General features: G+C 62.8%; 10 protein-coding genes. 2 read left to right on the top strand and 8 right to left on the bottom strand.

From position 1 onward, the window contains the following. Positions 1-6 precede the first annotated feature (6 nt). The 7 genes from E4680_RS00280 to gorA form a co-directional block, all read right to left on the bottom strand. On the bottom strand, positions 7-360 hold the full coding sequence (locus E4680_RS00280; RefSeq protein WP_135280380.1) for a hypothetical protein: 354 nt from the start codon (positions 358-360) through the stop codon (positions 7-9). A gap of 136 nt (positions 361-496) precedes the next feature. Further along, a complete protein-coding gene (locus E4680_RS00275; protein ID WP_135280379.1) occupies positions 497-1,309 on the bottom strand; it encodes an HAD family hydrolase in 813 nt (270 codons plus the stop codon). A gap of 172 nt (positions 1,310-1,481) precedes the next feature. Beyond that, positions 1,482-2,729, bottom strand: coding sequence for an alkane 1-monooxygenase (locus E4680_RS00270; protein WP_167792295.1), 1,248 nt, complete (start codon positions 2,727-2,729; stop codon positions 1,482-1,484). A gap of 210 nt (positions 2,730-2,939) precedes the next feature. After that, the gene (locus E4680_RS00265) at positions 2,940-4,025 is read right to left on the bottom strand and encodes an alkene reductase (RefSeq protein WP_135280377.1); all 1,086 of its coding nucleotides are present in this window, start codon (positions 4,023-4,025) and stop codon (positions 2,940-2,942) included. A 37-nt stretch (positions 4,026-4,062) separates the two neighbouring features. Continuing rightward, a complete protein-coding gene (locus tag E4680_RS00260; RefSeq protein ID WP_135280376.1) occupies positions 4,063-5,148 on the bottom strand; it encodes a zinc-binding metallopeptidase family protein in 1,086 nt (361 codons plus the stop codon). A 99-nt stretch (positions 5,149-5,247) separates the two neighbouring features. Next, positions 5,248-5,778: a gamma carbonic anhydrase family protein gene (locus E4680_RS00255; protein ID WP_135280375.1), complete on the bottom strand. Its 531-nt coding sequence runs from the start codon at positions 5,776-5,778 to the stop codon at positions 5,248-5,250. A gap of 11 nt (positions 5,779-5,789) precedes the next feature. Next, a complete protein-coding gene (gorA, locus tag E4680_RS00250) occupies positions 5,790-7,145 on the bottom strand; it encodes a glutathione-disulfide reductase (RefSeq protein ID WP_135280374.1) in 1,356 nt (451 codons plus the stop codon). Between the two features lie 1,006 nt (positions 7,146-8,151). On the opposite strand from gorA, the gene E4680_RS00245 reads away from it, so the two are divergent. Together E4680_RS00245 and E4680_RS00240 are read left to right on the top strand one after the other, a co-directional pair. Continuing rightward, positions 8,152-8,727, top strand: coding sequence for a GNAT family N-acetyltransferase (locus tag E4680_RS00245; protein WP_135280373.1), 576 nt, complete (start codon positions 8,152-8,154; stop codon positions 8,725-8,727). A 356-nt stretch (positions 8,728-9,083) separates the two neighbouring features. Continuing rightward, positions 9,084-11,129, top strand: a complete 2,046-nt coding sequence (locus E4680_RS00240) for a M3 family metallopeptidase (protein ID WP_135280372.1) — start codon at positions 9,084-9,086, stop codon at positions 11,127-11,129. 46 nt (positions 11,130-11,175) lie between these two features. Here the strand turns inward: E4680_RS00240 and E4680_RS00235 are convergent, their stop codons facing one another. After that, a complete protein-coding gene (locus tag E4680_RS00235; protein ID WP_167792294.1) occupies positions 11,176-12,639 on the bottom strand; it encodes a beta-barrel assembly-enhancing protease in 1,464 nt (487 codons plus the stop codon). Positions 12,640-12,689 lie beyond the last annotated feature (50 nt).

Genomic DNA, 12,689 nt, shown 5'->3' with positions numbered 1-12,689 from the left:
CCCGGTTCAGGCGGTAACGATGCCCAATACACCGAGGGTTAGCGCGGTGCAACCCAGCACGGCCACCAGACCATGGCCCACGATCATGAATCGGGGCGCATCGTGGCCAAGGAACCGGCTATAGATCGTCACGCTACAGCCGCCCAACGCCGCCAGGACATAGAGCCAGAAGGCCCACCACAGGGCCGTGGTGCCGATGCTGCCCGCGGCAAAATAAAGGACGACCAAGCCCACCACGCCGCCTGCACCGTGCCCCATGGCCATGGTGATCGGAACAGTGTCGTGTGTGAAGTGGCGATAGGCCAGCAGCAAGCCACCCAGAAATACCATCACGAAGATGATCAGCGCCAGATACAACATGACTCCTCCTTGAGCATCTCCGTTTCAGTCCATTGCGATGATGCGCCGCGTTGCTCAGCGTCGGCTGGATTGGGTGGCGCCAGCTTGATCTGGGTCAAGGCATCCGATCCTGGCCACCCATCGGTCACCGATGTGCTCAATCGCTTTCGGGTATCAGAAAACGCCGCGCCATACGCAACAGTGTCGGGAGATCGTCGATCACGGCGTCCGGGCGATGCGGGTGACGGATGGTTCCGGGGAAGATCTTGTCGATCCAGGAGGCGTCCCAGTGCGCGCCGTTGTAGAACACCGACGTTACTTCCGCTTCTTTCGCCGCAACGACATCCGTGGTGCTGTCCCCGACATACCAGCAGGCGGCTGACGGTTCGGCGTCGAGGTTGTCCAAGGCTTTGAGAATCACATCCGGTGCGGGTTTGCGGTGTGGCACGTCGTCGCCGCAAACCATGGTGTCGAACAGATGTTCCCACCCGTTGCCATCCACCACGGCAATTTCGTGACTCATGAATTCCCGGCTGCGATTGGAAATGACCCCGAGCGTGATTCCCAGTTCGCGCAGCGCCTCGAGACTGGTGCGCATGTCCGGCTCCATCGGATGAACCTCGCCGTAGTGATTCCGGTAGCAGCGGTCGAAGGCGTGATGGGCGATGCGTTTGGCTTCGTCATCCGGTCCGAACAGCAGCTCGAAGATATCGGTCCGCGAAATCTTCCGGGCTGCCTTGATTTTGGGATGCAGGCGCCGGTAACGGCGGATGTAGCTTACCAGCTTGGCATCTTCCACCGTCTTGGATTGGCTGGGCTTGAGCACCCGTTCCAGCAGGCCCAGCTCCTCGAGGTGCGGCAACACATCATCCACGGCGTGGTACATGGCATCCAGGGTATCCACCAAGGTGGCGTGCCAGTCGAACAGGATGATGCGGGGGCGTGCGTGCGGCAGTTGCAGGATGCTCATGGCGGCCTGTCGGGTGCAGTGGATGGCCCAACCATGATGCGGCGAGGCGACCGGGATGGGAAGTCGTCGTTGTCGGTGATCCGGCGCTCGTGACCCATGGCCGCTGTGCACAAAAACGCATGCCCCGCGTTCGCGGGGGAAAGCGGGGCATGGAAGACCGCATCGGGTCTGGTCAGACTGCCGGTGCCGGGGTATGCGGTTTGACCGATTCCCGGGCGGCATCGATCAGCTGCGGTATGCCGCTGTGCAGATTCGCCTGGCGGGCCAGTTCACGTTCTCGTTCATTGGCCCAATGCCGGTCCCACTCGATCAGCTTGGGCGTCATGACGCGTTGCCATAGCGGCGGGACCAGCGCCATCAGAAATGCCGTGATGTAGCCGGTGGCGTACATGGGCGCGTCCCGGAAGGGCTTGAGGTTCCAGAACTCCACACTGGCATCGGCATGGTGGTGGGAATGCCGGCCGATCCCGACCGTGTACCAGTAGGTGGCCCGGTTGTTGGTGTTCCAGGAATGCCGGGGCTGGACGGGATCGACGGGATCGCGGACCAGGCCGTAGTGTTCGGTGTAGTTGGCCAGTTCCAGGATTACATGGACCGCCAGTGCGTTGATGAGGAACAGCACGACTCCCAGGATTCCCGCAGCCCAGAACGCGAACAGCACGATGGCGGCTTCCATGGCGTAGCTGCGCACCAGGCGGTTGCGCCAGCCATAGGGCGCGGCCCCGATCTTGCGGCAGCGATCGGCCTCCAGATGCCAGCAATTGCGATATTGGCCGATGATGGAGCGCCAGACGAAATGGTAGAAGCTTTCGCCCCGCACCGCGGTAGCCGGATCGGCATCGGTCCCCACCGTGGCGTGATGGCCATAGGGATGTTCGATGGAAAAGTACGTCATCATGCTGAAGGCTTCACCCAGCCGGCCCATGAAGAACGAGAAGGGTTGTTCGGTGCGATGGGTCAGTTCGTGACCAATCACGATCGCGCCGTTGACCGTGGCGACGGCCAGTGCCGCGGTCGCTCCGAGGTACTCCAGTGCGCCATCGCTGGCGTGTGCTGCGATCATGTCAAAGCCCGTCAGGCTCTGAACCAGCGCGGCGATCCCCAGAAAATCCCCGGGAGCGGTGGCCTGGCGTACCACCCAGCAGAACAGCGCAAATGCCACCAGGATGATCGGCACGACCGAATACATCATGGCGTAGAAGATCCAGGGATGCGCGTAGTGATATTCCCGGTCGTCGTTCCCGAGCACCAGGTCGCCCAGGAAAAAGACGGCCAGAAACAGCAGGGCGATCTGCCACATGGCAGCGCCGCCCACAATGAGCGCCGCGCAGGCCAGAAGGCCCAATGCGGGAAGAATGTAAAAGCGGGCGTAAGCCCAGAAATGTCCTTCTTTGATCGCGGTCGTCGCGGTAATGGTCATCGTCATCCTCCTGAACGAAACAAGGCCCTGCGCGGCGGCGCTGGGCCGACCCTCATGACCCTCTTCACGCATTGTTGTTGTGATGTGCGAGGCAAGTGATTGTCAATGGCGGTCCGCCGCCTGCCTCGCCGGACCTCCTGATACAGTGCGTCAGATCAACGCTACGGCATGACCGGGCCGTACGGCACTGATGCAGATCAAATACCTGACTCAGCGAGTCTCGGGCAGGAAGGGATAATCGGTATAGCCGTGCGCGTCGCCGCCGTAGAAGGTGGCTGGATCGGGGGTATTGAGCGGCGCATCCTGTGCCAGCCGAGCCACGAGATCGGGATTGGCAATGTAGAGCCGGCCGAAGGAGAGGAGATCGGCCCGATCCTGCGCCCGCGCCTGCAGGGCGCGCGTCCGGTCATAGTGCCCGTTGGCAATGTAGGGGCCGCCGAAACACCGGCGTAGCGCCTCAAAATCGAACGCCGGTGGCGTTTCTTCATTCGGCGCCCACTCCACGGCGTGCAGATAGGCCAGCCCGTAACCGGATAGATGCTCGGCAACGGCGTTGAACAGGACTTGCGGGTTACTGTCACTCATGTCGTTGACGCGGCTGGCAGGCGAAATGCGCACGCCGACGCGGCGCGCGGGAACGGCGCGCACCACCGCTTCGACCACTTCGCTCAGGAAGCGCAGCCGGTTGGGGATGGAACCGCCATAGGCATCGGTGCGGCGGTTGCTGCCGTCGCGCAGGAATTGGTCGATCAGATAGCCATTGGCCGCATGGATCTCCACGCCGTCGAACCCGGCCTGCAGCGCGCGTGCGGCGGCTTCGCCGTACTGAGTGGCGATGACGGGAACTTCTCCGGGTTCCAGTGCGCGTGGGGTGAGGAACGGCTTCGGACCGGTCCACGTGAAGGCATTCCCTTTCGGGAAAACCGCGGACGGCGCGACCGGCAGCGCTCCGCCGGGCTGATAGCCCGGCAGCGAGATCCGGCCGACGTGCCAGAGTTGGCCGAAGATGCGTCCGCCCGCCTCGTGTACGGCCTGGGTGATGGGCCGCCAGGCGCGGATGTGGCCATCGGTGTAAAGGCCCGGGACATTGGGATAACCCACCCCTTGTGGGCTGATGACCACACCTTCGCTCACGATTAACCCGGCGCTGGCGCGCTGGGCGTAATAGCGCGCCGCCAGCTCGCCCGGCGTGTTGTCGGGCTGGGCACGGCTGCGGGTCAGCGGCGCCATCACGATGCGGTTGGGAAGGGTCAGGTCCCCGAGTTGGAACGGCGTGAACAGATCGTCGTCGGCCATGCGATATTCCTGCGTTGAACCGATTGGCGGAACCGCCCTAGGCGGCGACGTTCCAGGTGCTCACGATGTCGTGAACGAACTGCAGTTTCGTCCGAATTGGCGCGGTGAGCGTGAACGGGTAGGCGTCATCCAGGCCCATGCTGCGATTGAGCGCGTTGGACAGCACGCTGAGGCTGAACCATTGGTCCATCAGCGCGCTGAAATCCTCGCTACGCCGGATGGTGAGCATGTCGGGTTGCGGGGCATGATCTCCGGGAATGCGACGCAGGCGCACGCCGAAATCCTCGGCGGTCTCGAGTGTATCGAGCATGTGAATGTAGTGCGCCCAGGTTTCCGCCCAGTCCTCCCATGGATGGGCACTGGCATAGGCGCTGACGAAGTGATCCGACCAGTCGGCAGGTGGGCCTTGTTCGTAGTGCCGTTTCAGGGCGTTGGCATAATCCGCTCGTTCATCGCCGAAGCAATCGCGAAACATGTCCTCGCGGTTGGTGTCCCGGATCAGCCGATCCCAATAGTAGTGGCCCAGTTCATGTCGAAAATGCCCCAGCACGGTGCGGTAATCCTCGCCCATATGCTCGCGATGGCGGGTGCGCGCGATCGGATCTGCTTCGGCGAGATTGAGCGTAATCAGGCCATTGTCATGGCCGGTCAGGACAGGCGCCTGCCCCGGCAGTGGCTTGGTAAACTCGGTATCGGGATGCTTGTCGGCCAGAAAATCGAAGGCAAGGCCCCGGTTCGGGTCATCGACTTTGCTGGCTATCGGTACGCCCAGCTGAATCAGCGTATAGAGGGCATGGCGCTTGGCCTGTTCCAGCGTGTGCCAGTAAGCCACGTTCTGCGGAACCGACAGATCGGGAATGGTCTGGTTGAGGCGGCAGGATGGGCAGAGTGCGGCATCATCGCCGGGTGGGATGAGCCAGTTGCAGATGCCATGCTCGACCTGGTTGCCGCAGGGCTGGTACACCGCGGCGGCGTCATCAGGCGGGTGCAAACCCGAATCTGCGCTTTGTAGCGCGGCGATCTGCAGCCGGTCGGGCAGAAAGCCCACGGTATGGCCGCATGCCGAACAGGCGGAATTCTGGAAAAACAGCGTATTGCCGCAGACGCAATGTCCCACTTTCATGGCGCGCTCCTTTGTTCTCGGGAGCTGAGTTAGAGTCGCAAAGCCGGCAATCGTGCGGTCTGTATCGGGCGGCTACGGGCGGTGCTGCCGGGTCCGGATTCACGCCGCGAGGTAGCGGTCTTTCATGCGAACGTAGTGCGCTGCGGAATAGGCGAGGAACTCACGTTCTGCCGGCCGCAGCGGCCGCGCCGGTCGGGCGGGACTGCCGACATACAGCCAGCCGCCTTCCAGATGCTTGCCCGGCGCAACCAGGGCGCCCGCACCCAGCATGACCTCGTCGTCCAGAACGGCATCGTCGAGGACCAATGCGCCCATGCCGATCAGGCAGCGCGCGCCGATGCGGCAGGCATGCAGGACGGCGCGATGGCCCACGGTCACCTCCTGTGCGATCACCAGACTGGCCCCGCCGGGGGAATAGGGCCCATCGTGGGTGACGTGACAGATGGCACCATCCTGAATGTTGCTGCGTGCGCCAATGCGAATGCGCTCGACATCGCCGCGCAATACCGCGCCCGGCCAGACCGACACGTCATCGGCCAGAGTCACCTGCCCGATGACCGTGGCATCGGGGTCGATGTAAACCCGCTCGCCCAGCTGGGGGTGGGCGTCGAGATACGATCGTACGGACATGGCGGGCCTCTTCAGCGCAACGTCACGACTTCTTCAGCCGTCGTGGGGTGGATGGCAATGGTGTGATCGAAATCGGCCTTGGTGGCGCCCATGCGAATGGCGACCGAAAATCCCTGCAACGCTTCATCGACGCCGGGGCCGATCATATGCAGGCCGACGACGCGTTCTTCATCGCCGGTCGTGACCAGCTTGACCACCGTACGTGGCTTGTCTTCGGTCATGGCGTGATAGAGCGGCACGAAAGCGCTCTCATACACCCGTACAGCATCGCCGAAACGATCCCGTGCCTGCATCTCGCTCAAACCCACGCTGGCCACGGGCGGATGGGTGAACACCACGCTCGGAACCATTTCGGGATCAATGGGCGGCGGATTGCCATGACCGAACAGCCGTTCGGCGAGGCGGCGGCCGGCGGCGATCGCCACCGGGGTGAGGGCTGGCTCGCCGGTGACATCACCGATGGCATAGAGCCCTTCCACGGGCGTGCGCGCCTGGGCATCGACCCGCAGCACACCGTCCGGATCCGGCGAGATCCCCACCGTATCCAGACCGAGCTGGAGCAGGTTGGGCACCCGGCCGGTTGCCCAGAAGAGCGCATCGAAGGGTTCGCACCGGCCATCCGCGCCCGTGACCACGATCTGGCTGTCCGCCGTTTTTTCGACGGTCTTCACTGCATGATCGAATTGCACGGTGATGCCCTGAGCGACGAAGGCTTCGGTCAGCTGCTGTCCCAGCCGTGCATCAAAGGCCTTGAGCAGGCGATTACCACGCACCAGCAACTGCACTTCACTGCCCAATGCCGCCAGCACGCTGGCCAGTTCCACGGCGATATACCCTGCGCCGACCACGGCCGCGCGCGCCGGCAGCGCGGGGAGCTGGAAGAAATCATCGGAAGTAAGGCCCCATTCGGCGCCCGGGAGGTTCGGTCGATAGGGAAGGCCGCCGGTCGCAATCACGATGTGCCGCGCGCGCAACAGCTGCTCGCCAGCGCGCACCCGGCCCTCGCCTTCGAGCCTGCCAGCAGCGCGAACGTGAACAATTCCACGCTGTTCCAGCTGGCGGGCGTAGATCCCGCCAAGCCGCTCGAGATAAGCGACGCGCTTTTTTGCCATCCCGGGCCAGTCGAAAGATGTGGCCGCCGGCGGCGACCAGCCGTACTCGCCTGCGTGGTGCAGATGATGGGCGACTTCCGCAGCGTTCCAAAGAATCTTTTTGGGAACGCAGCCCCGATGGACGCAGGTTCCACCGAGCTCCGCCGGTTCGAGCAGGGCCACCCGTGCGCCCAGTTCGGCGGCCCGTTTGGCCGTGGCCAGGCCGCCACTGCCTCCACCGAGTACCAGATAGTCGAAGTCGATGGTTTCACTCATGAAGTGGATTCCTTTGCGCCGCCAGGAGGGAAAGATTCTGTGCTCGTGTGAGCGGGCTGGCATTGTCATCCGTTGAGACAAGGATCAGGGATTCGCCGTGGATGGCCTTTGCATCCGGGACAAATCCGGACCAGCCGGTCGCGTCGTGGTGAAGCTGTGCTGCGGCGTGCGTTTGCACCGGTGAGTCCGCCGCGCGCAGTTTTCAAGGGCCCGACCTGGCGTGAGGTCTTCAATGCCCCTGTGACCCTGTTTAGGCAGTATGCCACCGAGCTGGGGCAGAACGAACCCCTCTGGCCGGCCGATCCGTCCTGGCCGAGGCATGCACCATAGGGTCGCTGGCTCGCAGTGGTGCACGTCACCGGCGGGAAGGCATCTGCAGCATCGCGGTGTTGCTGTTCAAGGCGTCACCGCCTATGGTTTCTGGCGGCTCGGTGATCGAGTGATGTCGAGAGAAGCTTGATTCACCTGCACGTCGCAACAAGGGGTATCCGTCATGGAGGCAGCCATGGGGAACGGGAAAGCACCGCACCACACCACACCCTATGGAAAAGACTGCTGGATTAAGATCATGGCGTCAGGCGAGATGGCGCTGCCAAGGGAGCATGATTGGTGGCTGCACGCGCCGTGATCGCGGGCCGCTGATCGAATATCCCGGTATACCAGCCGCCAAAGTCAGTGCGGTGAGGTGTGCTGATACCGTGTCGCGCTAACCGAGAGTGAGATTGGTCGGGAGGGCGTTGGGTGCTGCCCCCGGGCGGGGCCTTGGGGCATTCTGACAACGCCCCGATTGGTCATGTGGTGCGCTAAAGCGCGCCGAAGAGTGCGCGTATGGTGGCGTGGTATCGGGGGCTCATCAGCCGTGGCTGAATCGAATCCGAGGAATTGTTCCGGCTTCATTTCTTGGGTCGATGAAGCGCCGCCACGGTTCGGTTCTGCATGAACCGGATTGAGGCTGCGGTCTGTTTACGCGCATGTACATCTGAAATGCGAGTTCGAGGTGGTTTGGATGCGTGTTCGTTCGATCGATATGAATGATAAAGCGGACGCTATCGGGATTCTGGCAGAGGCGTTTCGTGATGATCCCATCATGAACTGGATCTCGGACAAGCCGGGCTTCGTTCGCTTGATGTTCGATGTCACGCTACCGGTTTTTTTGCCCCGCGGTTGTTGCTACATGACCGAAGGCGGAGAGGGCGCAGCGGCGTGGCTGGGGCCGGGTGAGCGGCTGAAGTGGCCGTTTACCCTCGTCAACGTCTTCAGGATGCTCAAGTTGATCGGTCCGCTGGCGATGATCCGGCTCGCAATCAGCGGAAACAAGACAGAGAGGCTGCATCCAGAAGCCCCGCATTACTATCTTTTTGCCATTGGTGCCCGCCGTCAGTTTCAAGGCCAGGGCGTGGGGACTGCCCTGATGAAAGCGGTTCTGGAAAGATGCGATGAAGCGCGGGTGCCTGCTTATCTGGAGAACTCCCGGGAAGAAAACCTGAAGTTCTACCTAGGCCATGGATTCAGGGTCATCGACGAAATTCGCTTTACGGGTCATGCGCCGACGTTGTGGATCATGTGGCGCGACCCCCGATAAGCGGCGATTAAGCGAAGCGGATGGGACGGGTCCGGTCTGTTCTGAATCCATACGAAAGTGGCCGGTGTGACACATGGTGTTCAGGCCGAAATCAGGTCGAGTTCCGCAACAGAACGACTTCGCTTCGGTGGACTGACGAAGGCCGTGACCCCGATCGGCGTCGCACTTTCGTTCCATCATGGCCGCGTCGAATGAGGTCACCGGCGGCGGCCGCGGCATCTTCTCGCGAACGCCGTCCCGGTGGGTGCAGCTCGCATTGCCCGTTCAGCACTGCCGGATGGGCGGGGAGACCCAGCGATGCTAGAGTGATGCGATGGTCACCCGCTTGAAGAAAACGTATCAGGAATCCGCTGTGCATGAATGATAATCCACTGCTTGGTCTTTCCGGACTACCGCCTTTTTCGCGCATTCGCCCCGAACATGCCGAACCAGCGGTTCGGCAGCTCATCGAGGCCAATCGCCAAGCCTTGGCCGAGCGTCTCGCCGCGGGCGGTCCTTACACGTGGGAAAATCTGGTCGACTCGCTCGAGTCGCATGAAGATGCGCTGGAGCGTGCGTTTGCGCCGGTGAGCCACTTGAGCGCGGTGTGCGACAGCCCGGCCTGGCGTGAAGCCTACAACGCCTGCCTGCCCCTGCTCAGCGCTTATGCCACTGAGGTGGGGCAGAACGAAGCGCTCTATCAGGCCTATCAGTCCCTGGCGGATCAGGCCGACGAATTGGGGTTGGATGCCGCACAGCGCCGCGTGATCGACAATGCCCTGCGCGATTTCCGGCTTGCCGGCGTGGCCTTGCCCATGGAGCAGAAAGCCCGGTTCAAGGAAATCGTGCAAGCACTCTCCTTGGCATCGAACAAGTTCAGCGAGAACATCCTCGATGCAACCAACGCTTGGACACGGCATCTCACCGATGCTTCGGCGCTGGCGGGGCTGCCGGCTTCGGCGCTGGATCAATTGGCCCAAAACGCCGCTCATCAGGGACTGGAGGGGTATCTGGTGACCCTGCAGGGCCCGTCCTATCTGGCGGTGATGACCTACGCGGATGATCGCGAACTGCGCCGCGAGGTCTATACCGCCTACGCCACCCGCGCCTCGGATCAGGGTCCGCATGCGAGGCGCTGGGACAACGCACTGTTGATCGATCAGATTCTCGCGCTGCGCCACGAAGCCGCACAGATGCTCGGATTTGCGAACTATGCCGAGGAGTCACTGGCTACCAAGATGGCGCCCGATGTCGACAGCGTCGAAGGTTTTCTGCTCGACCTTGCGGCGCGCGCGCGCCCTGTGGCGGAAGCCGAGCGCAACGAACTGGCGCAGTTTGCCAAAAGCCGGTCGAGCGATGATTTCACGCTGGAGCCTTGGGACGTGGCCTATTGGAGCGAAAAACTGCGGCTGGCGCGTCATCGCTTGTCCGAGGAAGAGTTGCGGCCCTATTTTCCTGCGCCGAGGGTGATCGACGGGCTGTTCAGTCTGATCGGCCGACTGTTCGGCGTGCATTTCGAACCGGTCGAAACCACCGAGCGCTGGCACCCGCAGGTGCAGCTGTATGCGCTGCGGGATGCGCAGGGACACCCGCGTGGTCACGTCTACCTCGACCTTTACGCTCGTCCGGAAAAGCGCGGCGGCGCCTGGATGGCCGATGCGGTGAGCCGTCGCCGGATTGGCCAGACCGTGCAACTCCCGGTGGCGTTCATCGTCGGCAACTTTACCCCGCCGGTCGGACAGCAGGCCGCCCTGTTGACGCATGACGAAGTGCTGACGCTCTTTCACGAGTTCGGGCACGGACTGCATCACCTGCTGACCGAAGTCGATCACCTGCCGGTGTCGGGAATCCATGGCGTGGAATGGGACGCTGTCGAGCTGCCCAGCCAATTCATGGAGAACTGGGCCTGGCAGCGAGACGTGTTGGACCTCATCAGCGGCCATGTTGAAACCGGTGAGCCGCTGCCGGACAGCTTGTTCCAACGGATGATCGATGCGCGCAATTTCCAGATGGGGATGCAGTTCGTGCGTCAGATCGAGTTTTCGCTGTTCGATCTACGGCTGCATCGGACATTCGATCCGTCCACTGGCGGACGTGTACAGGCAATTCTGGAGGCGGTGCGTCGTGAGGTTGCGGTGATCCATCCGCCGGCCTGGCATCGTTTCCCGAACAGTTTCTCTCACATCTTTGCGGGCGGCTACGCGGCGGGCTACTACAGCTATAAATGGGCCGAGGTGCTCTCGGCCGACGCATTTGCCGCGTTCGAAGAGGCCGGCCTGTTCGATCCGGTTACCGGCCGCCGATTCCTGCGCGAAATCCTGGAAGTGGGTGGGTCGCGTCCGGCGGCGGCCTCGTTCGAGGCGTTCCGCGGACGGGAACCGACCATCGAGGCCCTGCTGCGCCACAGCGGGATTGCCGCCTGAGCCACCCAGCCCGGTTCGGGTATCACGGCATCGGCGCGGGTCGCGGTCACCGCTGGGCGCGCAGGCGCCGGGCCAGCGCTTTGCGCCGATTTTCCACGCGGGTGCGTTCGATGTCGTCCAGGTCCGGCTCTTGCAGCGCATAGGTCATCTGCGTGATGGCTTCCCGCGTCTGTCCCTGAAACGCCAGATATTCACCCAGATAAACATGGGCTTCGCCTTTTCGGCCCAACTCCTCGGCTGCTTGCGCCAGCAGACGCAGGCGGCGGCCGGTCACTTCCGGCGTCGCGGAGAGCGCTTCGAGCTGCGTGTAGGCATCCTGGGCTTTGCCTTGGAGCAAGAGCGCGCGGGCATAGCCGAGCGACAGGACGCTATCGCCCGGGAATAGATTCAATGCCGTCCGGTAGGTGGCCAGCACGGCGTCATTCTGGCCGTTGGCTTGCTGTGCTTCGCCCAGGGCCTGCCGGTATTCGGGGATCTCAGGGTGATCACGCACCAACGCCGTGAATTCGTTTACCGCCGCCGGGTGCTGTCCCTGACGCAGCAGCGTCAGTCCCAATCCGTACCGGGCCGCTTCCAGCGCCGTCCCTTGGCTGCGATCGATCTCGGTTCGGAATGCGGTCTGACTGGCAATCAGGTCGTCTCCGGTCAATGCGCGCGCGCGGGCACGCATCAGGAGGTACGCTCGCGATGGCGCGGATCGCGTCTTCGGAGCAGCGACCATCCTTGCGCGGTCGGTGGCCTCGCTGATGCGCTCGGTGCTGAGTGGATGGGTGCGCAGAAAATCACTGTAGGCGGTTTCATAGAACCGGCTCTGCTGGGCCATCAGCTCGAAGAAGCTCGGCATGCCGTTCGGATCGAACCCCGCGTCCGCCAGAAGCCGCATACCGATCCGGTCTGCTTCCTTTTCATTCTGCAGCGTGAAGGAAATGGCGTTTTGCACCGTTGCGGCCATGCCGGCGGACACGGCACCCTGCACCATCTGCGGGTTGCCGGAGCCCGCGCCGGCCAGAATGGCGGCCACCATGGCCGCGCCGGTGAGGATGTTGGCCTGGCGGCTATCGGCCATGCGCCGCGCGATATGGCGCTGGGACACATGGGAGACTTCATGGGCGAGTACGCCGGCAAGCTCGCTTTCATTGCGGGTCTGGATGATCAGTCCGGTGTTGACGCCGACATAACCGCCGGGCAGGGCAAAGGCGTTGATGCGACTGTCCCGCACAGCAAAAAACAGGAACGGATCTCCGGCCGCCGTGCTTTGGGAGACCAGACGTTGGCCAAGGGATTGCAGATAGCGATCCAACAGCGGATCGTCCAACAGCGCATTCATGGCCCGCAGTTGATGCAGGACCTCTTCTCCAAGCCGGGCTTCCTCCGTCGGCGAGAGCACCTCATCCACGCTATTGCCCATATCGGGCAACAAACTGGCCGCAGGCAGAGCCATCGGGAGGCCGGCGAGCCCGAGGCAGGTCAAACCGATGCGGAATGGATTCAGGGCGGATCGCGCGGACACGGAAACCTCGCGGGACAAGAAATGGTCGATGCAGAAGCGAAGATTAGACG

This window comes from Candidatus Macondimonas diazotrophica, from assembly GCF_004684205.1.
Lineage (GTDB): Bacteria > Pseudomonadota > Gammaproteobacteria > UBA5335 > UBA5335 > Macondimonas > Macondimonas diazotrophica.
The sequence above is the reverse complement of the archived record's forward strand: the minus strand, read 5'-3'. Positions and strand labels throughout refer to the sequence as shown.